Annotated in this window: 30 protein-coding genes; 5 read left to right on the forward strand and 25 right to left on the reverse strand. The window is 60.7% G+C overall.

Features of this window, described 5'->3' with window-relative positions; genetic code table 11:
* Positions 1 to 25: 25 nt before the first annotated feature.
* From HMPREF3104_RS01840 to secY, 13 genes are all read right to left on the reverse strand, one after another.
* Positions 26 to 2,251 (reverse strand): DUF6541 family protein, encoded by a 2,226-nt coding sequence (locus HMPREF3104_RS01840; RefSeq protein WP_246816317.1) that lies wholly within the window; start codon positions 2,249 to 2,251, stop codon positions 26 to 28.
* 5 nt (positions 2,252 to 2,256) lie between these two features.
* Complete coding sequence (truA, locus tag HMPREF3104_RS01845) at positions 2,257 to 3,114, reverse strand: tRNA pseudouridine(38-40) synthase TruA (RefSeq protein WP_246816319.1); 858 nt, start codon at positions 3,112 to 3,114, stop codon at positions 2,257 to 2,259.
* On the reverse strand, positions 3,102 to 4,079 hold the full coding sequence (locus HMPREF3104_RS01850; RefSeq protein WP_070493766.1) for a nucleoside hydrolase: 978 nt from the start codon (positions 4,077 to 4,079) through the stop codon (positions 3,102 to 3,104). The genes truA and HMPREF3104_RS01850 overlap by 13 nt, the downstream gene beginning before the upstream one ends.
* A 92-nt stretch (positions 4,080 to 4,171) precedes the next feature.
* Positions 4,172 to 4,669, reverse strand: a complete 498-nt coding sequence (gene rplQ / locus HMPREF3104_RS01855; protein WP_070493768.1) for a 50S ribosomal protein L17 — start codon at positions 4,667 to 4,669, stop codon at positions 4,172 to 4,174.
* Positions 4,670 to 4,734: 65 nt separating this feature from the next.
* Positions 4,735 to 5,748 (reverse strand): DNA-directed RNA polymerase subunit alpha, encoded by a 1,014-nt coding sequence (locus HMPREF3104_RS01860; RefSeq protein ID WP_052205353.1) that lies wholly within the window; start codon positions 5,746 to 5,748, stop codon positions 4,735 to 4,737.
* Between the two features lie 82 nt (positions 5,749 to 5,830).
* Positions 5,831 to 6,436 (reverse strand): 30S ribosomal protein S4, encoded by a 606-nt coding sequence (rpsD, locus tag HMPREF3104_RS01865; protein WP_052205354.1) that lies wholly within the window; start codon positions 6,434 to 6,436, stop codon positions 5,831 to 5,833.
* Between the two features lie 26 nt (positions 6,437 to 6,462).
* Positions 6,463 to 6,864, reverse strand: coding sequence for a 30S ribosomal protein S11 (gene rpsK / locus HMPREF3104_RS01870; RefSeq protein ID WP_052205355.1), 402 nt, complete (start codon positions 6,862 to 6,864; stop codon positions 6,463 to 6,465).
* Positions 6,865 to 6,867: 3 nt separating this feature from the next.
* Entirely contained in the window at positions 6,868 to 7,236 is a 369-nt protein-coding gene (gene rpsM, locus HMPREF3104_RS01875) for a 30S ribosomal protein S13 (RefSeq protein WP_052205356.1), read from the reverse strand.
* A gap of 202 nt (positions 7,237 to 7,438) precedes the next feature.
* On the reverse strand, positions 7,439 to 7,657 hold the full coding sequence (gene infA / locus HMPREF3104_RS01880; protein WP_052205357.1) for a translation initiation factor IF-1: 219 nt from the start codon (positions 7,655 to 7,657) through the stop codon (positions 7,439 to 7,441).
* 148 nt (positions 7,658 to 7,805) lie between these two features.
* A complete protein-coding gene (locus tag HMPREF3104_RS01885) occupies positions 7,806 to 8,570 on the reverse strand; it encodes a L,D-transpeptidase (protein ID WP_070493897.1) in 765 nt (254 codons plus the stop codon).
* A 53-nt stretch (positions 8,571 to 8,623) separates the two neighbouring features.
* Positions 8,624 to 9,415 carry a type I methionyl aminopeptidase gene (gene map / locus HMPREF3104_RS01890; RefSeq protein ID WP_070493770.1) on the reverse strand — a complete coding sequence of 264 codons (792 nt, stop codon included), beginning with the start codon at positions 9,413 to 9,415 and terminating at the stop codon, positions 8,624 to 8,626.
* Positions 9,416 to 9,500: 85 nt separating this feature from the next.
* The gene (locus HMPREF3104_RS01895; RefSeq protein ID WP_070493772.1) at positions 9,501 to 10,046 is read right to left on the reverse strand and encodes an adenylate kinase; all 546 of its coding nucleotides are present in this window, start codon (positions 10,044 to 10,046) and stop codon (positions 9,501 to 9,503) included.
* A complete protein-coding gene (gene secY, locus HMPREF3104_RS01900; protein ID WP_052205361.1) occupies positions 10,046 to 11,374 on the reverse strand; it encodes a preprotein translocase subunit SecY in 1,329 nt (442 codons plus the stop codon). Before secY ends, HMPREF3104_RS01895 begins: the two co-directional genes overlap by 1 nt.
* A gap of 423 nt (positions 11,375 to 11,797) precedes the next feature.
* Here secY and HMPREF3104_RS12250 point away from each other — a divergent pair, with 423 nt between their 5' ends.
* Together HMPREF3104_RS12250 and HMPREF3104_RS11940 are read left to right on the forward strand one after the other, a co-directional pair.
* The gene (locus tag HMPREF3104_RS12250) at positions 11,798 to 12,193 is read left to right on the forward strand and encodes a TorD/DmsD family molecular chaperone (RefSeq protein ID WP_168156340.1); all 396 of its coding nucleotides are present in this window, start codon (positions 11,798 to 11,800) and stop codon (positions 12,191 to 12,193) included.
* Positions 12,096 to 12,425 carry a molecular chaperone TorD family protein gene (locus HMPREF3104_RS11940; RefSeq protein ID WP_168156341.1) on the forward strand — a complete coding sequence of 110 codons (330 nt, stop codon included), beginning with the start codon at positions 12,096 to 12,098 and terminating at the stop codon, positions 12,423 to 12,425. Before HMPREF3104_RS12250 ends, HMPREF3104_RS11940 begins: the two co-directional genes overlap by 98 nt.
* 123 nt (positions 12,426 to 12,548) lie before the next feature.
* On the opposite strand, the gene rplO is transcribed toward HMPREF3104_RS11940, so the two are convergent.
* From rplO to HMPREF3104_RS01945, 7 genes are all read right to left on the reverse strand, one after another.
* Positions 12,549 to 13,034, reverse strand: coding sequence for a 50S ribosomal protein L15 (gene rplO, locus HMPREF3104_RS01915; protein ID WP_052205366.1), 486 nt, complete (start codon positions 13,032 to 13,034; stop codon positions 12,549 to 12,551).
* A gap of 7 nt (positions 13,035 to 13,041) precedes the next feature.
* On the reverse strand, positions 13,042 to 13,227 hold the full coding sequence (rpmD, locus tag HMPREF3104_RS01920; protein WP_019249595.1) for a 50S ribosomal protein L30: 186 nt from the start codon (positions 13,225 to 13,227) through the stop codon (positions 13,042 to 13,044).
* A gap of 5 nt (positions 13,228 to 13,232) precedes the next feature.
* A complete protein-coding gene (rpsE, locus tag HMPREF3104_RS01925) occupies positions 13,233 to 13,862 on the reverse strand; it encodes a 30S ribosomal protein S5 (protein WP_052205367.1) in 630 nt (209 codons plus the stop codon).
* 40 nt (positions 13,863 to 13,902) lie between these two features.
* Positions 13,903 to 14,307, reverse strand: coding sequence for a 50S ribosomal protein L18 (gene rplR / locus HMPREF3104_RS01930; RefSeq protein WP_052205368.1), 405 nt, complete (start codon positions 14,305 to 14,307; stop codon positions 13,903 to 13,905).
* A 2-nt stretch (positions 14,308 to 14,309) separates the two neighbouring features.
* A complete protein-coding gene (rplF, locus tag HMPREF3104_RS01935; RefSeq protein WP_052205369.1) occupies positions 14,310 to 14,846 on the reverse strand; it encodes a 50S ribosomal protein L6 in 537 nt (178 codons plus the stop codon).
* A gap of 18 nt (positions 14,847 to 14,864) precedes the next feature.
* Positions 14,865 to 15,263, reverse strand: coding sequence for a 30S ribosomal protein S8 (gene rpsH / locus HMPREF3104_RS01940; protein ID WP_052205370.1), 399 nt, complete (start codon positions 15,261 to 15,263; stop codon positions 14,865 to 14,867).
* A gap of 286 nt (positions 15,264 to 15,549) precedes the next feature.
* Entirely contained in the window at positions 15,550 to 16,266 is a 717-nt protein-coding gene (locus tag HMPREF3104_RS01945) for a DUF2786 domain-containing protein (RefSeq protein ID WP_052205371.1), read from the reverse strand.
* Positions 16,267 to 16,467: 201 nt separating this feature from the next.
* Between HMPREF3104_RS01945 and HMPREF3104_RS01950 the strand changes: the two genes are divergently transcribed.
* Together HMPREF3104_RS01950 and fdhD are read left to right on the forward strand one after the other, a co-directional pair.
* Positions 16,468 to 16,737 (forward strand): DUF6457 domain-containing protein, encoded by a 270-nt coding sequence (locus tag HMPREF3104_RS01950; protein ID WP_052205372.1) that lies wholly within the window; start codon positions 16,468 to 16,470, stop codon positions 16,735 to 16,737.
* 3 nt (positions 16,738 to 16,740) lie between these two features.
* Positions 16,741 to 17,568, forward strand: coding sequence for a formate dehydrogenase accessory sulfurtransferase FdhD (fdhD, locus tag HMPREF3104_RS01955; protein WP_070493781.1), 828 nt, complete (start codon positions 16,741 to 16,743; stop codon positions 17,566 to 17,568).
* On the opposite strand, the gene HMPREF3104_RS01960 is transcribed toward fdhD, so the two are convergent.
* The 5 genes from HMPREF3104_RS01960 to rplN form a co-directional block, all read right to left on the reverse strand.
* On the reverse strand, positions 17,547 to 19,130 hold the full coding sequence (locus HMPREF3104_RS01960; RefSeq protein ID WP_070493784.1) for an HNH endonuclease signature motif containing protein: 1,584 nt from the start codon (positions 19,128 to 19,130) through the stop codon (positions 17,547 to 17,549). The genes fdhD and HMPREF3104_RS01960 overlap by 22 nt on opposite strands.
* A 270-nt stretch (positions 19,131 to 19,400) precedes the next feature.
* Entirely contained in the window at positions 19,401 to 20,930 is a 1,530-nt protein-coding gene (locus HMPREF3104_RS01965) for an L-lactate MFS transporter (RefSeq protein WP_070493787.1), read from the reverse strand.
* A 126-nt stretch (positions 20,931 to 21,056) separates the two neighbouring features.
* Positions 21,057 to 21,635, reverse strand: a complete 579-nt coding sequence (rplE, locus tag HMPREF3104_RS01970) for a 50S ribosomal protein L5 (RefSeq protein ID WP_052205376.1) — start codon at positions 21,633 to 21,635, stop codon at positions 21,057 to 21,059.
* 1 nt (position 21,636) lies between these two features.
* The gene (gene rplX / locus HMPREF3104_RS01975; protein ID WP_052205377.1) at positions 21,637 to 21,951 is read right to left on the reverse strand and encodes a 50S ribosomal protein L24; all 315 of its coding nucleotides are present in this window, start codon (positions 21,949 to 21,951) and stop codon (positions 21,637 to 21,639) included.
* Between the two features lie 3 nt (positions 21,952 to 21,954).
* Positions 21,955 to 22,323 carry a 50S ribosomal protein L14 gene (rplN, locus tag HMPREF3104_RS01980; protein ID WP_052205378.1) on the reverse strand — a complete coding sequence of 123 codons (369 nt, stop codon included), beginning with the start codon at positions 22,321 to 22,323 and terminating at the stop codon, positions 21,955 to 21,957.
* Positions 22,324 to 22,586: 263 nt separating this feature from the next.
* On the opposite strand from rplN, the gene HMPREF3104_RS01985 reads away from it, so the two are divergent.
* On the forward strand, positions 22,587 to 23,378 hold the full coding sequence (locus tag HMPREF3104_RS01985) for a formate/nitrite transporter family protein (protein WP_070493790.1): 792 nt from the start codon (positions 22,587 to 22,589) through the stop codon (positions 23,376 to 23,378).
* The last annotated feature ends 15 nt before the right edge of the window (positions 23,379 to 23,393 follow it).

Here is a 23,393-nt window from a genome sequence, read left to right on the forward strand (position 1 = left end):
CTGCGCACGGGCGTGCAGCGATGGGCTAAAAACCTGTGACGCTGGCGGTACTTGTACCGCCTGCAGGCGCCAGCAGCGGCACGGCATCGGAGCCGTTGTTCAGGGCATCTGCACGCATGGCCTTGATCTCCGCCGGGCTAAACGCCGCGTTGACAGCAAAGATCACCACTTTGCCCTTGCGATACACCGGGGTCATGCCTTCAGAAGCCCACAGCCCCAGCTTGGCCTCCTGGTTTGTGCGCTGGAAATGCCAGAAAGGATCCGGGCTAACCATATAGAAGTTCACGTCCAGCGCCTCGACTGCCTTGTCTGCAATGTTCGTGGCACGCGGTTGGCCACGCAGGCCCTCGCCGATGTCATCCACGTTCCAATACGTGATGTCAAAGGCTGTGCCGCGCCCACCCGTGGGCCACAGGTAGTGCCGTGACATGGTGGGCACCCCGTTATACGCGTACATCCAGGAGTGCCCATCGGCGGGATCGCCCATGGTGTAGCCTTCAAAAGCCTTCGGCTGGGTAGCAAGCCAATCGAACGCGGCCAGATCATCGGCGCTGACCATGCGACCGCTGCTTCGTGGGCTGGCGAAAGAATCCTCCGCGCCTGCAACCGTCTCCGCGCGCACGGCGGGCACCGCCACCGCACCAAGGACCAACGCCACAGCCACCGACGCCGCCGTTGCTGCCGACCGTGCCGCTGTGCTTTGGGAGCGCGCGGCCAGCGGCGCCAGCGTTACCAGCCGCACCATCGCGGCCAGTGCCACCGCCACCGCGGCCACCACGCACATCACCACCGGCAGGATCAACCGGTGCGGCGTGTTGTAGTGCAGGTTGCCCAACACGTTGAGCGCAGTACCGAAGCCGTTATCAAACTGGTCAATCGCATTGACCGCGGCGCACAGGCTGATCGCGTACACCAGCACCGGCCACACCTGACCGCGCCAAAACACCATCACCACGGCACCGATCAGGGCAAGCCACAGCGCCACAACCGCGTCCGCTTTGGCAAAGTTGGGGAAGAACTGATCCACGTGGCGCGTCTGCATGTAGAAGGCAGAGGCCCATGCGTCGGTGTCTTTAAACGCCTCGTCTGCACGCCAGCCCGATACTTCCTCAGCCTGCGTGGAGCCCGCCAAAATCTGCGGCAGGAACGCCACCGAGGCACCCAGTGCCGGCGCGCCCAGCCACAGCAGGTCACTGATCCGGCTGCGCGCGGGCTTGATTACTAACGACGCCACCCACGCCAACGCCACACACACCACCACAACAGTGACCGCCGAAGGGTGCGCGCACAGCACGCCTAAGAAACCCAGCGCCGCCGGCAACGCCGACGCATGGTGGAACGGCACCCGCAGAAACAGCCACACCACGGTGCCGGTCAGCGTCATGGCAAACAGGTAGGGCCACATGCCCACGTAATCAGACACCCACAGAATCTGCGGTGCGCCGTACACAAGGGCCGCGGCAAGGCCCGCGGCAATCTGCGCCGTCAGTCCCCGCGAGCGCAAAAACGCCAGCACCAAACACGCCATGCTCATCGGCAGCGCAATGCCAGGCAGCACGATCTGGCTGATGTTCAGCGCCGGAATCGGCTCCAAGCCGGCGGCCTCAGCAAACAGCGCCACGCCCGCGTGGAAGCCAGAGGGGTACAACAGTGCCGCGTGGGTCTCGAGGTTCTGCAGCTCGCCCATCCTCGTTGGGGAGGCCACACCCGTTTCCATGATGAAACGCACTGCGTTGGCGTGCCACTGCACGTCCCAGCCCTGCACGATGTTGTCCAGGCCATTTGGCAGGCGGCGCAACCACCCCAACCTATCGGTGATGCTCATCCATGCACCCACCGCCACGCCAAGGCCAGGAAGCACCCACGCTGGGTCCAGCACGCTGCCCGCGCGCCAATCACCAGGGAACAGGGCCCGGCGCCAGCTCACCTCGCCGCCGCGCCGCCGTGCCCTACGCGCAAACGCATAACGCCACGCTGCCGCCGCGGCAAGGGCGAGCACCCAGCTGACCGTGAACGTCCATAAGCTAAACGGCGCCGTGGTCAGCCCCCACATCCAGGCGGACATGCCGATCACGCCGAAGCTGACCGGGAGCGCTGCCCCCATCGCCGCCGGCGCGCGCATGCCAGCAACCCAGTTGACTACAAAGCCCGGGAGCATGAAGAAGATGAGCGCGAACCACACGGCGGCAGTCGACGTCATGGTTTCCTCCAACTCATAGCCCGGCAGGGTGAGAGATAAGTACGCAAGCATTCTAGCTACAGGCTCCGCTTATCCCTTGTTACCGCCACCCGCGCAGCCAAATCCTCCTCCCGCGGGTACGTCACCCCAGTTAGCGTGAGCCCCTTCGCCGGCGCCAACTGCACCTGCGGATCCCGTACTGACTTGCCCAACAGCTCAAGCGCCCACGCCAAATCCTTGCGGCCGTCGCCCACCATCAGGCACGTCGCTGTCAGGGCACGGACCATGTTCCAGCAAAAAGCATCTGCCTGAATCCGTGCCTCGTACAGCTCAGGCTCCGCGGGTGTGGACACGTCGTGCCATGTAAACGACTGCACGTGGCGAATCGTCGTCGCATGCTCACGCGGCCTGCAGAACGCCGCGAAGTCATGCAACCCCACCAGAACGTCCGCGATCTCCTGGGCGCGCTTGATATCCACCGGCTTGCCCCACACCGCCGTGTCACGCACTCGCGTCGGCAACGCCCCCGCCGGGTGCGTGGTCACCCGGTACGTGTAGGAGCGGGTCAGGGCGGCAAAGCGGGCGTCGAAAAGCATGGGCACCTCGCGCACCGCAAGCACCCTGATGTCATCCGGGAGCAATTTTGCTAATCGACGCACCAACGCCCCCACCTCCCCCAACGACCGCTGCGCCAGCGACGCTGTCGGAATATCAGCATGTGCCACCTGGCCGCTTGCGTGCACGCCAGCATCCGTGCGCCCCGCCACCGTCAGCGTGATCGGGGCGCGCAGGACCAAACTCAGCGCATCCTCGATCGTGGCCTGCACCGTGCGGGTGCCCTCCGTTTGGCGGGCCCACCCGTGAAAATCCGTGCCGTCATAGGCAATATCCAGACGGATCCGCAGCGTCTCCTGCTCCACAGCTATGCAATCCACGTTTCTTTATCCGGAGTGGTCTGCGTTTGCAGCAGATCATCCAAGATGGCAAAGAACCCGTCCTTATCCAACTTCTCAATCACCTCTGCATTCGGCTGGAAGTTGTCGGATTTGTCCCACCCCATCGCAGAAAAACCACGAGTCAACTCAGACGCCGTCTCCACATCCACCCGGTACGGCGCACTCTTGGTAATCAGCTCCGGGTACAGCAACGCCGCCAACGTAGCCGAATCCGGGTGCGTCGAACCGTCCACCCCCACAGACTCGTTGAAATCCAACGTGGTGTCACATACAGCCTTGAAAAAGTCCGAAATGGGGGTGCCAAACGCACAACGCTTGTCATACTCCGCACGCGTAATCGTGGCATCCACCAACGTCACCGGATCCCACGGCAACACGACGATGCGCTCAAAGCCAGCAGTGAACACAATCTGGGCAGCTTCCGGGTCCACATAAAAGTTGAACTCCGCCGACGGCGTAATGTTGCCGCGCCCGTTGTTCGAACCACCCATGATGTAAAGACTCTTCACGTTGTGAACAAAGCGACGATCCTTCACAATCGCCGTAGCAATATTGGTCAGCGGACCAATTGCCACCACGGAAACCTCACCCGGGCGCTCCCCTGTGATGCGCAACAGCGCATCCACCGCGTGCTCATCCTCCGCCGTCGCCGCATCAAAATCCATGGTCAGCCCACCCGAGCCATCACCATGCACGTTCTCCGCCGACGCCCACGGGCGCAACATCGGCTGCGAACAGCCCGTAAAGATCGGGATCTGCCCAAGCTTGCCCATCACGTTCAGCGTTAGCTGCGCGTTCTGAATCTGACGCTCAAAACCAACGTTGCCAGCAACCATGGTGATGCCAAGCATCTCAGCGCGCTCGCTCATTGCCCCAAGCAGGATGGCAACGCAATCATCCTGCGCGGTATCAGTATCAAGAATGAAAGGGATCTTCTCAGCCATGGCAACTACTGTAACTGGCAAAAGAAAACCGGCACTCAGGGCCTTTCGACCCTACGTGCCGGTTGTTCAAAGCCTTCAAGGCTCGGCGCAGATTACTTCTGCTCCTCAGCAGCCTCCTCGGCAGCTTCCTCGGTTGCCTCAGCCTTCTCTGCTTCTGCCTTCTCAGCCTTCTCGGCCTCAGCCTGGCGGGAAGCAGCGGCGCGGGCGGTGCGGGACGCCTCGTTAGAGACGGTCTCCTCCGTCACCAGGGAGATGTGTGCCATCGGCGCATTGTCGCCAGCACGGTTCTCCAGCTTGATGGTGCGGGTGTAGCCGCCCTCGCGGCCGTCGAAAAGCGGAGCAAGGTCGTTGAACAGGTGTGCAACGATATCCTTGTTCGGCAGCTCAGCAGCAACAGCGCGGCGGTCAGCCAGCGTGCCACGCTTCGCCTTGGTGATCAGCTTCTCAGCGTAAGGGCGAAGCATCTTCGCCTTAGCCTCAGTGGTCTTGATAGCACCGTGCTCGAACAGGGACTGAGCCAGGTTAGCCAGAATGTGGTTCTGGTGCTTGGCGGACCCTCCGAGACGGGCACCCTTCTTAGGGGTAGGCATGTTCGTACTCCTCGTGTGCGGTTATGTGAGCGCTAGCTCAAAGAATGTTCTTTCTACTCTGTTGCCTACTCAGCGTCGTCCGCGCTGGTATCAACGTAGTCGCCGGTCTCGGCGTCATAGCCCTCGATCTGGGTCGGATCGAAATCTTCCGGAGCGTCCTTCAACGTCAGACCCAAGCTAGCCAGCTTGATCTTCACCTCATTGATGGACTTCTGGCCAAAGTTGCGGATGTCCAACAGGTCGGACTCCGTGTACTCAGCCAGCTCACCAACGGTGGAGATCTCCTGGCGCTTCAGGCAGTTGTAGGAACGCACGGAGAAGTTCAGATCCTCAATCGGCATGTTGTAGGCAGCGATGAACTCCGTCTCCTGCGGGGACGGGCCAATCTCGATGCCCTCAGCCATGGTGTTCAGCTCACGTGCCAGGCCGAACAGCTCCACCAGGGTGGAACCTGCGGAAGCCAGAGCATCGCGCGCAGACATGGAGTTCTTCGTCTCCACGTCAATGATGAGCTTGTCAAAGTCGGTGCGCTGCTCAACACGGGTTGCCTCAACCTTGTAGGCAACACGGGTCACCGGCGAGTAAATCTGGTCGACCGGGATGCGGCCAACCTCGCCACCGGAGTTGGGCATGGCCGGGACGTAGCCGCGGCCGCGCTCCACAACAAGCTCCATCTCAAGGCGCGCGCCCTCATTCAGCGACGCAATGTGCAGATCCGGGTTGTGGATCTCAACGCCAGCCGGCGGCTCGATGGAGCCAGCGGTGACGGTGCCCGGGCCCTCGACGTTCAGGTACATAACAACCGGCTCGTCAGAGTCGGAGGAAAGCACCATGTCTTTCACGTTGAGGACGATCTCGGAAACATTCTCCTTGATGCCGTTGATCGTGGTGAACTCGTGGAGCACACCGTCGATCTTGATGGAGGTCACGGCTGCGCCCGGGATGGACGACAGCAGCGTGCGGCGCAGGGAGTTACCAAGGGTGTAACCGAAACCAGGCTCGAGCGGCTCAATGATGAACTTCGAGCGGTTGGTGTCGATGTATTCCTCAGTCAGTTGCGGGCGCTGAGAGATGAGCATGAACTTCTCCTTATTCGGCAACCACTATCTGATGCCGGTAGGAACGGATATTTTACAAGCGCTATGAACGCTAAGAAGTGGACTACTTCGAGTAGAGCTCGACGATGAGCTGCTCCTGCAGCGGAACGTCGATCTGAGCGCGCTCGGGCAGCTGGTGCACGAGGATGCGCAGGGTGTCCGGGACGACCTGCAGCCAGGCCGGAACGACGGAGTCAAGCAGGTTGTCCTGGGCCTCTTCGAACCACAGCATCGAACGAGACTTGTCGCGCACGTCGATGATGTCGTACTGAGTGACCTTGAAGGACGGCACGTCAATTGCCTTGCCGTTCACGGTGAAGTGACCGTGGGAGACAAGCTGGCGAGCCTGGCGGCGGGTGCGAGCCAGACCAGCACGGTAGATGACGTTGTCCAGGCGGGACTCCAGGAGCACCAGCAGGTTGTCACCGGTCTTACCCGGGAGGCGGTTGGCCTCCTCGTAGTAGCGGCGGAACTGCTTCTCCATCACGCCGTAGGTGAAGCGAGCCTTCTGCTTCTCCTGCAGCTGGAGCAGGTACTCAGATTCCTTGATGCGGGCGCGGCCAGCCTGCCCCGGAGGGTACGGGCGACGCTCGAAGGACATGTCGCCGCCGACCAGGTCGACGCGGAGGCGACGGGACTTACGGGTAGCAGGGCCGGTATAACGAGCCATGTTCTCTTACCTCTTTCCTTTCAGCCTTAAACGCGACGACGCTTCGCCGGACGGCAACCGTTGAACGGCTGCGGCGTCACGTCGGAGATCGACGACACCTCCAGGCCAGCGGCCTGCAGGGAACGGATAGCGGTCTCGCGGCCGGAGCCCGGACCCTTAACAAAAACGTCAACCTTCTTCATGCCGTGCTCCATTGCCTTGCGGGCAGCGTTCTCGGCAGCCATCTGCGCAGCGAACGGCGTGGACTTACGGGAGCCCTTGAAGCCGACGTGGCCGGAAGAGGCCCAGGAGATGACAGCACCAGTCTCGTCCGTGATGGACACGATGGTGTTGTTGAAGGTGGACTTGATGTACGCGTGGCCAGCGGCCACGTTCTTCTTTACGACGCGACGTCCACGACGCGCGCCAGCACGAGTCTTCGGTGGCATGTTTTACTTCTTCTTTCCTGCGATGGTCTTCTTCGGGCCCTTGCGGGTACGCGCATTAGTCTTGGTGCGCTGGCCGCGAACCGGGAGGCCACGGCGGTGGCGCAGACCCTGGTAGGAGCCGATCTCAATCTTGCGGCGGATATCCGCCTGCACCTCACGACGCAGGTCACCCTCGACGGTGTAGGAGGACTCAATTGCGTCACGCAGTGCTGCAAGCTGATCGTCGCTCAGGTTGTCAGTGCGCAGGTCAGGAGAAACGCCCGTCTTCTCGAGCAGTTCCTTGGCACGGGCCGGGCCGATGCCGTAGATGTAGGTCAGTGCGATCTCCATGCGCTTGTTGCGCGGCAGATCAACACCTGCAAGACGTGCCATATCGGGTCACGTTCCTTTCGGGTTGTTACGGTGGTTTTCTCCCTATCCGTCCGCGCCAGGCAACACTTTGTCCGGACCGTGCCGGAGAGTGGGTTGTGGTTTCGCGCGGCTTCAGCCACCGTGGCCGAAGGTAAACGAGGGCTCCCGCCAAACTCATCGAGTTTCACGGAAAAGCACCCCTGGATAAGGAGGCGAAAAGTGCTTACTTGTAGCGGTAGGTGATACGCCCGCGTTCCAAGTCATACGGGGAAAGCTCCACGATGACCCTGTCCTCAGGGAGGATGCGGATGTAGTGCTGGCGCATCTTGCCACTGATGTGGGCGAGAACTTCGTGCCCGTTGTCCAACTCGACACGGAACATTGCATTCTTCAAGGGCTCAACAATGCGGCCCTCAACCTCGATTGCGCCTTCTTTTGCCATACACTCCACTTCCTAACGCACCTAGGTTTTCCCAGGTACTGGACGTATTTACCGGATTGCTACATGACGTGTTGCCACGCCAAACGTCCACTATAGTGCCTCACCTGGGAAAAGCGCAACATGTGCCAGGTGAGGAAAGCTTCCAAGGTTAGTAGATAAAGACCTTGTCACCGATCTGCAGATCGGTGAAGTACTTCTGTGCATCCTTCTGGTACATGCGCACGCAACCGTGAGACAGGATGCTCGGGTCGCCCTGGTGGAACGCGTGGCCACGGTTGGTGAAGTACACCGCATACGGCATCGGGGCGTTGTTGAACAGGTAGGAAACCTCGTCCTTGACCTTGCGGTTGACGTAGAAGGTGCCCTTCGGCGTTTCGTGGCCGGCACGTCCTGGGCCGACGTAGACAGAGCCGTAGTAGACCTCACCGTTGTTCTGCAGCCAGGAGCGGCGGCCGGAGATGTCGACGCAGACCTTGGCGTCCTTCGGGCAGGGGCCGTAGTCAAACGCGGGCTTCGCTGGCGTGGGTGCCGGGGCGGGAGCCGGAGCAGGGGCTGGCGCAGGCTTCGGCGTGCGCTCCGCGATCAGGCCTGGGAAGAGGCTTTCCACGGTCTGGTCGATCTGCGCCTTAGCCTGCACCGGCGCCTGCGGACCGAAGACTGCAAGGCCATCTGCCTGCTTGCGTAGCGAGTTGCGCATGTTCCACGCCGCATCGCGCGTCGCTTGGTCATTGCTGGAACCGAGCGAGGAGTACTGGGACTGCACCTGGCTGTAGAAGTCCTGCGGTGCGGGCTGCGCCTGGGCAACACCTGCGGGCTGTGCGATCAGGGTGGCGGCGATGCCGACGCTTGCGGCAAGCGCGGCTACGCGGCGCTTCATAGTCGGCTTCATAGTCGGCTTCATCGTCGCCTTCATCGCAGACGTCTCGCCGTGGCGGGTAGAGGTAAACATGCGCAAAAGTATATAGGTTAAACACGCGGAGTGAGGATGCGCGGCCCATGTTTTGTCGCCGCAACCGTGTGTTCCCAGTGGGCAGCGGGCGAGCCGTCGGCGGTGACCACAGTCCAGTCATCGTCAAGCACATCGGAATCAATTTCCCCGCCGAGGATCAGCATCGGCTCAATAGCCAGCACGGATCCCTCCTGGATGCGCGGGCCGCGATTCGGCTTGCCCTCGTTGGCCAGAAACGGCTCCTCGTGCATCGCACGCCCAATGCCGTGGCCGCCGTAGCCGTCCAAAATGCCAAGCTCGACGCCGAACTTTTCCTCGGCGCGCCGCGTCGCCACCTCGAGCGCGTGCGAGACATCCGTCAGGCGGTTGCCCGGCACCATCGCCTTCATCCCCTCAGCGAGTACCCATTCGGTCGCGCGGTTCAGCGCATCCACCTCGGGCGCCAGCTCCCCCACCCCAAAGGACCAAGCGGAATCCCCCACCCAGCCGTTGAGGGTCGCACCACAGTCCACCGACACCAGGTCTCCCTCTTTGAGCACCTTGCTTGCCGACGGTATGCCGTGCACCACAACCTCATTCACCGAGGCACAAATCGAGCCTGGAAAGCCCTGATAGCCCAAAAACGTCGGGATCGCGCCGTGGTCACGGATCACGGTTTCCGCAACGGTGTCCAAATCAAGCGTGGTCGCACCAGGCATGGCTGCGGCGCGTACCTCCTGCAACGCGATGCCCACAATGCGGCCGGCCGCCTCCATTGCGTCTAATTCCTCTGCCGTCTTAGCGGCAATGCTGCGTCGTCGAAATGCCATGGGGTTCTCCGGGGGTTCGTTGAAACGTCGATAAGCAAAAAGCGAAAGGCCGGTGAAACCACCGGCCTTGTAAAACGCTGTCGGGCTACTTGCCCAGCGCCTGCATAGCGCGGGCGTTGATCTCGTCCACATCGCCGACTGCGTCGATGGAGATGATGTCCTCGCCGTAGTGATCAATCAGCGGGGAGGTCTCATCACGGTAGACGCCGAGGCGGGTGCGGATGGTCTCCTCATTGTCGTCGGCGCGGCCACGGGCCAGCATGCGCTCAACCACCACGTCCTCATCAACAACGAAGTTGAGCACGCCGTCGAGCTTCTCGCTCTTTTTGGCCAGCAGGTCGGTCAAAATATCTGCCTGTTCGACCGTGCGTGGGAAACCATCAAGCAGGAAGCCGTCCTTGGCATCGTCCTGATTCAGGCGATCCTCCACCATGCGCGCGGTGACATCCGTCGGTACAAGCTTGCCGGCGTCGATGTAGCTCTTAGCCTCAACACCCAGCGGGGTTCCTTCACCAATGTTGGCGCGGAACAGATCACCCGTAGAGATGTGCGGGACGCCGAGCTTTTCGGACAAGATGGCTGCCTGGGTGCCCTTGCCAGCACCGGGAGGGCCGAGGAGAACGAGACGCATTATCGCAGAAGTCCTTCGTAGTTAGATTGCAGAAGCTGGGATTCAATTTGCTTAACCGTGGTCAATGCCACGGACACCATAATAAGGATCGCGGTGCCGCCGAAGCCAGCCATGCCACCCGAACCGGAGCCAGCCACACCAGCATCCATAGCAAGGTTCGGAAGCACAGCGATGCCCGCGAGGTAGATCGCACCAACAAACAGTAGGCGGTTCATAACAAAGCCGAGGTACTGCGCGGTTGCACGGCCCGGACGGATGCCCGGGATGAAGCCGCCGTACTTCTTCATGTTTTCAGCCTGCTCGACCGGGTCATACTGAATGGAAACGTAGAAGTACGCGAAGAAGATGATCAGCACGACGTAGGTGATGATGTACTGCCAGGAACCGGGGTTCTGCAGCCACGACATCACGTTGTTCATCCACCAGTTATCCGGCTGTGCCGTCTGGTTCATGGTGACAATCTGGGTCAGCAGCACCGGCACGTACATCAGCGAGGAGGCAAAGATCACCGGGATAACGCCGGCCTGGTTGACCTTCAGCGGCAGGTAGGTCGACGACCCGCCGTACTGGCGGCGGCCCACCATACGCTTTGCGTACTGCACCGGGATGCGGCGCTGGCCCTGCTCGATGAAGATGATGCCCACAACCAGCAGGATCATGGCGCCGAGAACCAGGAAGAAGGTCAGCGGGCCGGACTGTTCCCAAATGGTCACGCCCTCGATCGGGATGCGGGTGGCAATGCCGGCGAAGATGAGCAGCGACATACCGTTGCCCACGCCCTTCTCAGTGATGATCTCACCGAGCCACATGATCAGCACGGCACCCGCGGTCATGACGATGATCATCATGATCAGGGTCCAAGCGGTGCGATCCTCCACCAGCACGGGGATGCCGCTACCCAGAAGCTGCTCACGATCCGCAAGCGCCACGATGCCCGCAGACTGCAGCAGCGCAAGCGCCACGGTGAGGTAGCGCGTGTACTGCGTCATCTTCGCCTGGCCGGCCTGGCCTTCCTTCTTCAGTTCCTCGAACTTCGGAATAACCACGGTCAGCAGCTGCACGATAATGGACGCCGTAATGTACGGCATGATGCCGATGGCGAAGATAGACAGCTGCAGCAGCGCACCGCCAGAGAACAAGCCGATGATAGAGAACATCGACGCTTGGTCACCCTGCGAGATGTCCTGCAGACGCTGATTAATCAGTGCGTAATCAACACCCGGGGTGGGGATCTGCGCACCGAGACGGTACAGAAACATCAGGGCAAGCGTGATCAAGATCTTTTTACGCAGATCAGGATCTTTAAACGCCTGAGCAATAGCGGACACAAAGCCTCCTGGCTCCCGCCACCTTAAGCAGCAAGAGAATATGGACAGTATTCCAAATGGGCCGAATCACCTGCCGAAACGCAAGCCAAGGCCCACCCGTACATATTGGACCCCACCACTCTAGCAGCTCGGCCCCTAATTACTAAGTTCCCTCCCATCTGCGCGCAGACTCCCCGACCCTATTAGTTCACGATTGCCTGCGCTGGATCCGCATCGCGCTTTTGCTCATCGGTGCCTTCATCGTCGGCCTACTGCTGGCCTTCAGCGGCACGCGAGGTCGCCCTACCGCATCGGCGTTGTTCTGGATCATTCTCGCCTACGTGCTTGTGGTAGTCGCTGAGCTGGCAGGACGATGCATGTTCTACGGCGCGATGGACAGGGTGGGAATCTGGCGTGGAAATGGATACGGATATGGATCGTGGCATGGAACGGTTCCGGCGCTTGAGCGTTGCTGCAGTTATTGTTGGCCAACTGTTTCTGGATGAGCCCTCCCCAGAGATGCTCACCGCACTGACCAACCCGGATCTGCTCAAAGATTGGCCCCTGCAGGACCCAGACTCGCGTGAGGCTACAGCGATGCTTGAGCGATCCGCCGCCCAGCCGGATACGGTTGAACAGCTGCAGCGCGACCACCTGTATCTGTTCATCGGCACAGGAGCCCCGCTCGCTCAGCCCTACGAATCGCCCTACTTTTCGCTGGACGGTTTGGTGCTGGACGGGGGTGACGTCCCAAGTCGAAGCTTTCTACGCAACCGTTGGCTTCCAACCTGCTTTGAGCACTGGCGGGTTGGGGAACAAGTTGGGGAACCTGCCGCCTGACCACATTGGATTTGAGCTACGCTGCATCGCGCACGTCGCAGCCCTTGTTGCCGGGGCACCCAACGCGCGGGAGTATGAGCGCCTCGTAGCACTGCTGCGCCAGTTTGCCATCAACCACCCGGCTCGGTTTGCTGAACAGGTGCTGGCCGGTGTCACGGAACACGCCCGCACTGCGGTGTATCAAGCACTACCCGGTCTTACGCGAGGTGTGCGGCGCGCCGCGGTGGCGTAGTTTTTGCTGCTTCACCCCTTCTGCAGCTAAATAGGGTTAAGTAAGCAAAAAGCCCGGCCAGCCAAAGCAATTGCTTCAGCAGCCGAGCCTATGCCTTTAGGCTAGCTGGATTAGTCAGCTAGATTAGTCAGCCTTCTTCTCCGCGGAACGCGGGCGGAAGTCCTCGGTGGTGGCGGAGCCGCCAGCAGCCTCGATCTTCTCAACCGCAGACTTGGAGAACTTGGTTGCGGTGACATCCAGCTTGACGTTGATGTCGCCGTTGCCCAGAACCTTCACCGGCTCCTTCGCACGAACCAGGCCAGCAGCAACAATGTCTGCAATGGCAATCTGGCCGCCCTCTGGGAATGCCTTTGCCAGGTCAGCAACGTTGACAACCTGGAACTCGACACGGTTCGGGTTCTTGAAGCCCTTCAGCTTCGGCAGGCGCATGTGAAGCGGCATCTGGCCACCCTCAAACGCTGCCGAAACCTGGTTGCGTGCCTTGGTGCCCTTGGTGCCGCGGCCGGCGGTCTTGCCGCCCTTGCCAGCTTCACCACGGCCGACGCGCTGCTTCGGCTTGTTTGCACCCTTTGCTGGGCGCAGATCATGGAGTTTAATGATGTCAGCCATGTGCTATCTACTCCCCTGCTACTTCTTCGACGGTGACCAGGTGGCGCACCTTCAGGATCTGGCCGCGGGTTGCAGCGTTGTCCTTCTTAACAACAGACTGGCCGATCTTGCGCAGACCCAGAGCCTCCAGGTTCTTGCGGGTAACCGGCTTCTCGCCCACCTTGCCGTGGTGCAACGTAATCTTCAGTGCCATTGCTCTTACGCCTCCTGACCTGCGCGAGCGCGCAGCATACGGGCCGGAGCGACGTCCTCGACAGACTTGCCGCGCTTCGCTGCAACCTCTTCAGGGCGCACGAGCTGCTTCAGGCCTGCAACGGTTGCCTGGACAACGTTCAGAGCGTTGTCGGAACCAAGGGACTTCGCCAGGATGTCCTGGACACCAGCGCACTCCAGCACCGGGCGGACAGCGCCACCGGCGATGACACCGGTACCCGGAGCAGCCGGGCGCAGCATCACGATGCCAGCAGCTTCTTCTGCCTGGACCGGGTGCGGGATGGTGCCGCCAATCATCGGGACGCGGAAGAAGTTCTTGCGAGCCTCCTCAGCACCCTTCTGGATTGCAGCCGGAACTTCCTTCGCCTTGCCGTAGCCGACGCCGACCATGCCCTGGCCGTCGCCTACCACCACGAGCGCGGTGAAGGACATGTTGCGGCCACCCTTAACGGTCTTAGCCACACGGTTGATGGTGATGACGCGCTCAATGTACTTGTCGCGATCATCGTTCTGGTTGCGGCGGTCATCGCGGCGGCCGCGGCCACCACGCTCTCCGCGGTTGTTGTTCTGGTTGTCGGCGGAGCGCCCGCCGTCACGCCGTTCACGTTCGGCCATTACGCGATCCTTCCGTTGATGGTGATGATTGCAGTGATCATTAGAACTTCAGACCACCTTCACGAGCTGCTTCAGCCAGAGCCGCAACGCGGCCGTGGTACTTGTAGCCGCCACGGTCGAAGACGATGGTCTCGATGCCCGCAGCCTTGGCGCGCTCAGCAATGAGCTGGCCAACCTTGGCAGCCTTGTCCTTCTTGTCGCCCTCCAGGTTGCGCACGTCCGCCTCGATGGAGGATGCGGAAGCCAGGGTGTGGCCCGCAAGGTCGTCGATGACCTGGACGTGGATGTGGCGAGACGAGCGGTGCACAACGAGACGCGGGGTCTCCGGGGTGCCACGCAGGGTCTTGCGGATGCGGTAGTGGCGACGTGCGCGGGCCTCGCGGCGGCGGGACGAGATGTCCTTGCCCACCGGGGTGCGCTTGGTGTTCTCTGCAGTATTGCTCATGATTACTTACCCGTCTTTCCGACCTTGCGACGGACCTGCTCACCCTCGTAGCGGATGCCCTTACCCTTGTAAGGATCATCCTTGCGAAGGCGGCGGATGTTCGCCGCGATCTGGCCAACCTGCTGCTTGTCAATGCCCTCGATGGAGAACTTGGTGTTGCCGTCCACTGCGAAGGAGACGCCTTCCGGAGCCTCGATCAGGATCGGGTGCGAGTAGCCGAGGGAGAACTCAAGGTCCTTACCCTTCTGCTGCACACGGTAGCCAACGCCAAAGATCTCCATGTTGATCTTGTAGCCCTCGGTCACGCCAACAACCAGGTTGTTCACCAGGGAGCGGGACAGACCGTGCAGAGCACGGTTGGTGCGGTGGTCATCCGGACGGGATACCACAATCTGATTGTCCTCGACGGAAGCGGTGATCGGCTCCGGCAGCTCCAGGCTCAGGGTGCCCTTCGGGCCCTTCACCTCAACAGCCTGACCATCAATCTTCGCCTCAACGCCGTTCGGGATAGCGATGGGTTCTTTACCTACACGCGACATAAGTCTTCCAACCTCCCTTTACCAGACGTAAGCGAGGACTTCCCCGCCTACACCCTTCTCTTGTGCCTGGCGGTCAGTCAGCAGACCGTGGGACGTGGAGATGATAGCCACGCCCAGGCCACCGAGCACCTGCGGCAGGTCGTTGGACTTTGCGTACACGCGCAGACCCGGCTTGGACACGCGACGCAGGCCAGCGATGGCAGCCTCACGGGTCGGGCCGTACTTGAGGTTAAGGGTCAGCTTCTTGCCAACCTTCTCATCCTCAACCTTGTAGTCTTCGATGTAGCCTTCCTGCTTCAAGATCTCAGCAATGCTTGCCTTGATCTTGGAGGACGGCATAGCCACGGTGTCATGCTGAGCATGTGCGGCGTTGCGCACGCGGGACAGCATGTCCGCGATCGGATCAGTCATGGTCATAAGAGACCGGTTCCCTTTCTCGTTGCGGTTCCCTAACCCACCTGACCACGCAAGCGTGATCGCGTTTTCCGCGTGATCTGTCGGGGGCTACTTGACGCTCCCCACGCTCAATAACGTGAGGCGCTCGCCGCCACCCTTGCACGCGGTCCGCATTTCGGCGGGGGGCCTGCAACAAAGTTGGATGTGCAAAAATCTTTCCGGACATAAGTCCGTCGGAACAACTTACCCGACACCGACCCCCAAAACCAAATCCCACCAGCCGCTGTTCGCAGTAGTTGAAAGCTAACTAGAACGGCAGCGCCGGGCGGGACTGCACACGGGTTTGCCCAAGGTCGGTCAAGGCGCCCGCATCCATCCCCCGATAGTAAGCGTTGGCGTCATAAGTGCGGGTGCGGCGGCCGCTGCCAAAGACCAAACCATGCTCCTCGGCATAGCTATCGCGGGCGGCTTCGGCGGCCAGGTGGTCGTCCATAAGCACAAGCCCATAACCCCCATCCTTGGCAGCCACCGTATCTTCCGCCTCAGCGAGGCGCTCCCCAATTTTTGTTGCAAAGCCGGTCATGAACGAGCGGCGGCGCACCACGACAGAGCCGCGGACCTCCTGCGAGGTGAGCCGTTTCGCGCCGGCGAACATCACCGGCACCAACAGGCTGTAGAGCATGCCAACGCGCTCGATGTGGCGCTTGAGACCAAAGACAGTCACGTTTTCCGCACGCGTGGAGTTGGGAACTGACCTCATGAACCCGACGCAGTGCAGCGCCCCCGAGATGGCCAGCAGCAGGCGCGCCTGCATGTCACTGTACGGCCCAGAGATGACGAAGATTTTGTGGATCACCTCGTCCCCTTCATCGGGCGACGTCAAGTCGCGCTCATCAAAGCCGTAGGTGGCCATGAGCCGAAACGCTTTGGCGTAGAACGAATCCCCCTCCGGCGTCCCCTCCCTGTCTGCCGCCTGGTTCAGCAGCTTCTGCACCTTGTCCTTGATCTTGTCAATGTTTTGCATGGTTGCCCCCTCTTTTATGTGTTTTGTCAGCTGCGGTTTCGCCGCAGTGGCTTTAGTTATATAGGGCGGCCCCCACACGGCCAAGGGGCCAAGCGCGCAGCCTGTGGATACCGCCCGGCCTTCCCTGTGGATAACCAGCATTCGCGCTGGTCGGCTCGGTCGAGGCTTGCGGGGGGAGAAAACGGGTCTAGAGTCGGTCGCATGGCTGAAAAGGAATCGCTTCACACCACCCACGTTTGGCTGCACAACGTTGCTGAGGAGCTGGGCGCCAACCCGCAACTGGTCCAGGAGCTTGTCGGCGACATTTTGGATCTCACGGCCGCGGTGGCTCACAACGGGCCTTCGCGCCCAGCGGCACCGACCACAGCGTTCATCGTCGGCCTTGCGGCCGGCGCCAAGGGTGCGGATGCGCAGGAGATTCGCTCCCTCATCGAGCGCGTCGAAACCATGGTGGACAACTACAAGAAATAGCCTATGAGCAGGATTAATCGCCGCTTCGCAGTTACCAAGGTCACCCGCAAACCGGAAGGCGGATTTGTCACCGACACCCGCGCCGACACCGTAACAGTCGAGGAACCGCTAGAGCTTCGCGCAGGTGGGGAGACCATCAACACCACCATGCGCACCCCCGGCCACGACATTGAGCTTGCCCACGGATGGCTGTACGCTGAGGGCCTGATTAAGCGCGCCGAGGATGTGATCACGGCACGCTACTGCGCCGGCTCACAAAACCCGGAGGGCACGAACACCTACAACCTGCTCGACATTGACCTTGCGCCAAGCGCGAAGCCGCTGACCCCGGACTTTATCCGCCTGACCCCCACCACCAGCGCCTGCGGGGTGTGCGGCACCCAGTCCATTTCGGAGCTTCTTCACCGCACCCATGCACCGATTCAGCCGATCAAGCTGGACCCGGAGCTGGTCATGTCGCTGCCCGATCGCCTGGCTGAGCACCAGCAGCAGTTCCGCAAAACCGGCGGCATCCATGCGGCAGGTGCCTTCGATCTTGAGGGCAACCCGATCGTGGTGCGCGAGGACATCGGCCGCCACAACGCCGCCGATAAGGTCATTGGGCACTTGCTGCTTAACGACGCCCTCCCGGCCCACAACCTCATCCTTGTCATGAGCTCACGCGCCTCCTTCGAACTCGTGCAAAAGGCAGCCATGGCGGGCTTTCCTGCCTTGGTGGCGGTCTCTGCAGCTTCGTCGCTTGCGGTCGAACTCGCGCGCGAGGCAAACATGGCGCTTGCCGGGTTCACCCGCGGTGACCGTTTCAATCTCTACGCCGGCGAGCTGGCGTAGCCCTTTTCCTCACCCCTAAATCCTGGTGAGCCGGGTGGTTCTGCAGCGTCACCCGAATCACCACTGCCACTGCCACTCACGTCGCTTCGGGCACGGTACTTTCGCCGAAGCTTGGTAGCCGCAGCCTGCTCTGCCCCGGCTGAGGTGTTGAACTCAAGCGCACTACCAGCATCTCGCCGCAACCCAACCCTGCCGGTTCCAGGTTCCGATTCCACGTGACTGGTGTTGTAACGGTTGTCTTGGTGGTCATTGTTGCGCCGGTGATGGTGTCTACACAGCGGCGCTAGGTTGCCTATGTCGGTGTTTCCGCCCCTGATCCAGGACGTGATGTGGTGCGCTTCGCTTTCGCTCAGCGGCACATTGCATCCCGCCCAGGCACACACCCCGTGAATAGCAAGCAGCGTGATGCGTTGTTCAATCGATGCCGTGCGGTGGGTGCGGTAGAGGTTTAGAGGGATGGACGTTGCGGCGTCGATAGTAAGGACAAAGTCCGGGGTGCCACCCATGCCGAGCCGAACCAGGTCGAAGGCTGAAAGCTCGATGCCGGTGTTGGTGTGGAACGTGGTGTGCGCGTCAGCGTTTGCAAGCTGGTCAAGCGTCACCGACACCACAACTGAGGCGCAACCACGGTCAGTGGCAGGCTTGTCGCAGTGTTCCACGTGCCTGAGCATCCGGGAGAACTGGTCGTATCGACGCTGCGTCGGCGTCCTGTAGTCCTCCACCTCTTCCGGCAGATTCGAGTTGGGTGCCAACCCTCGGTCCAGGTAGGCCTTGAACAGCGCCATGTCGCTTGCGGGCAGGACCATGCGGACGTCATAGTTACCGTCCGAGCGCTGCCGGCCAAACGTGACGGCGCGGTGCTCCATACTCACGTTGGGGTTCAGCCCGCCACGGCGCGCACGACGGTTCTCACGATCAACCCACCCGCGGACCAAGCGACGCAGGTCCACAATGTCGCGGGAATCGGCCTCACGCAGCGCGTCATTGAGCAGGCGCAGTCGCTCCCCGAGCGCCTCTTTCACAAGCTCGTCGAGCTCCTGGCGAATCGCCTCCTGTTTGGCGGCGTTGATCTTCTCCGCGCGCCGACGCGCCTCCTTCTGCGCCTTGCGTGCGCGCTCACGCTCTTCCTGGCGCTGTCGCTCCTGCTCAGCCTCGCGAGCCTGGCGCTGCGCCTCCTCATCAGCACCAGCATCAGCGCCAGCTTCAGCACCAGCGCCAGCACCAGCGCCACCGAAGAGATCCTCCTCCGGCAACACCGGCTCCCCAAACAGATCCCGGGCCCTGGCGAGGCGGTCGTACGCATCCTTCGGGCTGCAGCCGAGGCGCTCCTTCAAATACGCAGTGGCATGCTTTGCGCCAACCAGACGCCCGGCCTCATCGCGCTCACAGATCGCGGCAAACGAGGCGTCAATCAAACCCTTTGCCGCAATGAACCCTTCGAGGCGCTCCATGTCCTCGTGCACGTCCACAAACTGCACCTGGTCCGGGTCGGCGAACATGTCGCGGATCTGCAGCATCGCAGCGCCGAGTATTTCCACCAGACGGGTTAATTCTGATGCCATGTTCGCCCCCCCTTTCCGGAACTCTTGCTGGTGCGTTGTAAGCGTCGTTAAGAACTGTGCTTAGTACCTTAAAGACGGATCACACACACAAACCCCATTTTTCGGCCAAAAACTATCAAAGCCGCAGGTCGCCATCAAAATTACTGTGACCAACCTCACATTTAGGCGCCAAAACTGAACCCCCCCAGCCCCATCAGACCACTCTCGTTACATCTAAAAGCAAAGAAAAAGCGGCCCACACCAACGTGCGGACCGCTCAGAAGAAGCTACCTAGCCAATGAACATGCCAGATGCCTTCACAATGGTCTCCCACAGGCCGTAAAGCAGCGACGCACCGATAAACAGTGCCAGCACCATGGAAACCGTGGCGTGGACGCCACCGGAGTAACCATTCGCGTGGCCGTCGCGCTCAGCCTCGGCCTCTGTCTGCAGGACGGACTGACGGTCAGCGTCAGCCTTAGCCTTGACCACTTCCGGATCCTCCATCCAGTGCTCAGCAACCGGGCGAACAAGCAGGTTTGCAATCAAACCAACAGCCAGCAGGCCACACATGATGAACAGGGACAGCTTGTAGAGCTCCGGGCCCTCGTTGCCGCGAGCGGCCTGGGACTCCACAACCATGTTCACGATCAGCGGGCCAGCCACACCCGCTGCGGACCATGCAGTGAGCAGGCGGCCATGGATAGCGCCGACCTGGTAGACGCCGAAGAGGTCGCGCAGGTACGCCGGAATCGTTGCAAAGCCACCGCCGTAGAAGGACAGAATGATCAGGGCACAAATCACGAAGATGGCCAGGTTGGCTGTGCCTGCCGTAGCCAGTGCTAGATAGAGCAGCAGGCCCAGGCCCAGGTACACCATGTAGATGTTCTTGCGGCCAATGATGTCAGACAGCGTGGACCACACGAAGCGGCCACCCATGTTGGTCAGGGAAAGCAGACCCACGAAGCCAGCTGCAGCGCCTGCGGTAATTGCCGGGAAGAAGTCCTGGATCATCGGCGCAGCGTTCTCCAGGATGCCAATGCCTGCGGTGATGTTGCAGAACAGGATCACCCAGAGGCACCAGAACTGCGGGGTCTTGATTGCGTTGGCAGCAGAGACGTTGCCCGCGGTCTTCAGTGGGGACTTCTTTACCTTCGACGGGTCGAAGCCAGCTGGGGCCCAGTCCGGGTGCGGCAAGCGGATCGCGTACGCACCCAAGGCGATAACCACCAGGTAGAGAATGGCCAGGGTCAAAAACGTCGGCTGCAGACCAGCTGCGCGGTTAGCAACCTCAGCGCCGCCGCCGAAGAACTCCATCATGCGGTTGGACACCGGCGACGCAATCAGCGCACCACCACCGAAGCCCATGATGGCGAGACCAGTTGCCAGTCCCGGACGGTCCGGGAACCACTTCATCAGCGTGGACACCGGGGAGATATAGCCAATGCCCAAGCCGATACCGCCAATGAATCCGTAGCCCACATAAACAAGCCAGAGCTGGCCCGTCATAATGCCGATGGTGGCCACGAAGAAGCCAACCACCCACAAGGCGCCAGAGACTGCCATGGACGCGCGCGGTCCGACTCGCTCAACCCACGTGCCAAACAGGGCGGAAGAAATACCGAGCATCAAAATGGCAAGGGAGAAAATCCAGCCGACGGCAACCTCACCCACGGTGAAGTGCTCCATCATTGGGCGCTTAAACACGGAGAAGGCGTAGACCTGACCAATGGACAGGTGGATAGCCAGCGCTGCCGGCGGGATCAGCCAGCGGTTAAACTCCTTTGGCGCGATGATTGCGCTGCGGGAAAAGAAAGACATAAGCAACCTTCTAAAGGTGACGGGGATAACAATCTAGCCGTGATCGTAAACTACGCCACGAGCGTCGGCAAGCAAAAAGCCCCTCAACAGAGGGGCTCAAAGCTATAAGGAAAGCATGCGACAGGCTTATGCCTGCTGCATCTTGCCATCCTTGTCCACGAACGGGAAGCCGAGGTAGCGCAGCAGTGCGCGGCCTTCGTCGTCGTTCGTTGCGGTGGTCACCACAGTGATGTCCATGCCGCGGGTGCGATCGATCTTGTCAATGTCGATCTCGTAGAACATGGTCTGCTCGGACAGGCCGAAGGTGTAGTTACCGTTGCCGTCGAACTGCTTGTCGTTCAGGCCACGGAAGTCACGAATACGCGGCAGAGCCACAGTCAGCAGACGGTCCAGGAACTCCCACATACGGTCGCCGCGCAGGGTGACCTTTGCGCCGATCGGCATGCCTTCACGGAGCTTGAAGTTCGCGATGGACTTCTTTGCGCGACGCAGCTGCGGCTTCTGGCCGGTGATTGCGGTCAGGTCCTCGAGTGCGCCGTTGATGACCTTGGAGTCACGTGCAGCGTCACCGACACCCATGTTGACCACGATCTTGGTCAGGCCCGGGATCTGCATGACGTTCTCGTAGGAGAACTCATCATTCAGCTTGGTGCGGATCTCGTCCTGGTAGCGGGTCTTCAGACGCGGAGTGTAGTTCTCGCTCATGCTAGATGTCCTTCCCGTTCGACTTGGCCACGCGGACCTTGGCGCCGTTCTCGTCGAAGCGGTAGCCAACGCGGGTCGGCTTGCCGTCAGAGTCGAGCAGCATCACGTTGGAAATGTGAATCGGGGCCTCCTGGGTTACAACGCCGCCGGACTCTGCGCCGCGCTCGTTGTAGGAGTTTGCCACGTGCTTCTTGATGCGGTTGACACCCTCAACAAGGACCTTGTCGCGCTGCGGGTAGGCCTCAATGACCTTGCCCTGTGCACCCTTGTCCTTGCCGGCGATGACCTGCACCATATCGCCCTTCTTGATCTTCATGGGTTAGATCACCTCCGGAGCGAGAGAAACAATCTTCATGAACTTCTTGTCGCGCAGCTCACGTGCCACTGGGCCGAAGATACGGGTGCCGCGGGGCTCGGTGTCGTTCTTGATCAGAACTGCTGCGTTTTCGTCGAAGGAGATGTAGGAACCGTCCGGACGACGGGTTTCCTTCTTTGCACGCACGACTACGGCGCGCACAACTTCGCCTTCCTTGACGTTGCCGCCAGGGGCTGCTTCCTTCACGGTGGCGACGATCGTGTCGCCGATGCCGGCGAAGCGCTTGACAGATCCGCCGAGTACGCGGATGCACAGGATTTCGCGTGCACCCGTGTTGTCGGCGACCTTCAGGCGCGATTCTTGCTGAATCACTATTGGTCTCCTGACCTGGGTCAATGTGCGCCAGATTTCCGTCCTGTACGCACGTGGTCAATGTTTTTTGGAGCCTGTTGCTTATCGACGAACCTCGTGCGCTCGTCCCTCGCACACGAGGAGAACGCAGTCTGGCCGAAGGGTCTCGGACGGATCCGACCAGCAACAGACAACTGGAGTATTCAACCACGTCCTGCCCTATTTCCCCAAATCGCGCCGCAGAGAAATGCCGCTATGCGCGAGACTCTTGTAGATTGACTTCGATGAGTTTCCACGTGTCAGCACCGAAGTCCATCGAGAAGAAGCTCGATTTGTTTACCCAGGAGCCGGCCCGCTTCGCTACGAGGGCAATTCTTGCTGGCGTGTTTCTGGGCATTATGACGGCGTTCGCGGCAAACACCGCGACCACGATTGAATCGCTCGCGCCCGGCATGGGACGGTATGCCTTCGCCTCGATCTTCGCATCCACCCTCTACATCATTGTGGTGCTCCAGGGCGAGCTGGCCACCGGCGACATGATGTTTATGACTTACGGGGCGGTACACAGAAAAAACACGCTGCGCAAGGGATTTGCCCTCGTATGCTTTGTCACCCTCTTCAACCTGATTGGCGGGGTGCTGGTTACCTCCATGATTGCCACAACAACGATCGGTGAGGCTGTGACCACGGACAGCTTCATTTATCAGCTGATGGTGTCCAAACTTGAAAAACCGAGCGGCAAACTCTTCATTGAGGCGATTTTGGCCAACATCGTGGTCAACATCGCGTTTATGCTCTCAGCCCAGGCGGGGAAGGATTTCACGGCCAAACTGCTTGGCGTGATCGTGATCATCCCGGCTTTCGCAGCCATGAGTTATGAGCACTCGATTGCCAACTTTGTGCTGACCTCTCTGACCGGTTTCGAGTTCGGCCCAGCCGCCATCCCCGGCTACACGCTGGACAACGTTCTGCGGCACTGGGCAATCGTTTGGGTTGGAAACTTCATCGGCGGTGGCCTCATCATGGGCGGCATCTATGGCTGGCTTAACCTGACCAAGACGGAATACAAGGACTAGTTCCCCACGACTGGC

The sequence above is a fragment of the Corynebacterium sp. HMSC30G07 genome, assembly GCF_001806945.1.
Lineage (GTDB): Bacteria > Actinomycetota > Actinomycetes > Mycobacteriales > Mycobacteriaceae > Corynebacterium > Corynebacterium riegelii.

Bases quoted from the DNA above. Each gene is read 5' to 3' on its own strand.
- HMPREF3104_RS01840 (WP_246816317.1), bottom strand. From the start codon at position 2,251: ATGCTTGCGTACTTATCTCTCACCCTGCCGGGCTATGAGTTGGAGGAA.
- HMPREF3104_RS01850 (WP_070493766.1), bottom strand. From the start codon at position 4,079: ATGGCTGAGAAGATCCCTTTCATTCTTGATACTGATACCGCGCAGGAT.
- rplQ (WP_070493768.1), bottom strand. From the start codon at position 4,669: ATGCCTACCCCTAAGAAGGGTGCCCGTCTCGGAGGGTCCGCCAAGCAC.
- HMPREF3104_RS01860 (WP_052205353.1), bottom strand. From the start codon at position 5,748: ATGCTCATCTCTCAGCGCCCGCAACTGACTGAGGAATACATCGACACC.
- rpsD (WP_052205354.1), bottom strand. From the start codon at position 6,436: ATGGCTCGTTATACCGGCCCTGCTACCCGTAAGTCCCGTCGCCTCCGC.
- rpsK (WP_052205355.1), bottom strand. From the start codon at position 6,864: ATGCCACCGAAGACTCGTGCTGGCGCGCGTCGTGGACGTCGCGTCGTA.
- rpsM (WP_052205356.1), bottom strand. From the start codon at position 7,236: ATGGCACGTCTTGCAGGTGTTGATCTGCCGCGCAACAAGCGCATGGAG.
- infA (WP_052205357.1), bottom strand. From the start codon at position 7,657: ATGGCAAAAGAAGGCGCAATCGAGGTTGAGGGCCGCATTGTTGAGCCC.
- HMPREF3104_RS01885 (WP_070493897.1), bottom strand. From the start codon at position 8,570: ATGAAGGCGACGATGAAGCCGACTATGAAGCCGACTATGAAGCGCCGC.
- map (WP_070493770.1), bottom strand. From the start codon at position 9,415: ATGGCATTTCGACGACGCAGCATTGCCGCTAAGACGGCAGAGGAATTA.
- HMPREF3104_RS01895 (WP_070493772.1), bottom strand. From the start codon at position 10,046: ATGCGTCTCGTTCTCCTCGGCCCTCCCGGTGCTGGCAAGGGCACCCAG.
- HMPREF3104_RS12250 (WP_168156340.1), top strand. From the start codon at position 11,798: ATGGAACGGTTCCGGCGCTTGAGCGTTGCTGCAGTTATTGTTGGCCAA.
- rplO (WP_052205366.1), bottom strand. From the start codon at position 13,034: ATGGCTGACATCATTAAACTCCATGATCTGCGCCCAGCAAAGGGTGCA.
- rpmD (WP_019249595.1), bottom strand. From the start codon at position 13,227: ATGGCACTGAAGATTACGTTGCACCACGGCAAGGTGGGCGAGAAGCCG.
- rpsE (WP_052205367.1), bottom strand. From the start codon at position 13,862: ATGGCCGAACGTGAACGGCGTGACGGCGGGCGCTCCGCCGACAACCAG.
- rplR (WP_052205368.1), bottom strand. From the start codon at position 14,307: ATGAGCAATACTGCAGAGAACACCAAGCGCACCCCGGTGGGCAAGGAC.
- rplF (WP_052205369.1), bottom strand. From the start codon at position 14,846: ATGTCGCGTGTAGGTAAAGAACCCATCGCTATCCCGAACGGCGTTGAG.
- rpsH (WP_052205370.1), bottom strand. From the start codon at position 15,263: ATGACCATGACTGATCCGATCGCGGACATGCTGTCCCGCGTGCGCAAC.
- HMPREF3104_RS01945 (WP_052205371.1), bottom strand. From the start codon at position 16,266: ATGCAAAACATTGACAAGATCAAGGACAAGGTGCAGAAGCTGCTGAAC.
- HMPREF3104_RS01950 (WP_052205372.1), top strand. From the start codon at position 16,468: ATGGCTGAAAAGGAATCGCTTCACACCACCCACGTTTGGCTGCACAAC.
- fdhD (WP_070493781.1), top strand. From the start codon at position 16,741: ATGAGCAGGATTAATCGCCGCTTCGCAGTTACCAAGGTCACCCGCAAA.
- HMPREF3104_RS01960 (WP_070493784.1), bottom strand. From the start codon at position 19,130: ATGGCATCAGAATTAACCCGTCTGGTGGAAATACTCGGCGCTGCGATG.
- HMPREF3104_RS01965 (WP_070493787.1), bottom strand. From the start codon at position 20,930: ATGTCTTTCTTTTCCCGCAGCGCAATCATCGCGCCAAAGGAGTTTAAC.
- rplE (WP_052205376.1), bottom strand. From the start codon at position 21,635: ATGAGCGAGAACTACACTCCGCGTCTGAAGACCCGCTACCAGGACGAG.
- rplX (WP_052205377.1), bottom strand. From the start codon at position 21,951: ATGAAGATCAAGAAGGGCGATATGGTGCAGGTCATCGCCGGCAAGGAC.
- HMPREF3104_RS01985 (WP_070493790.1), top strand. From the start codon at position 22,587: ATGAGTTTCCACGTGTCAGCACCGAAGTCCATCGAGAAGAAGCTCGAT.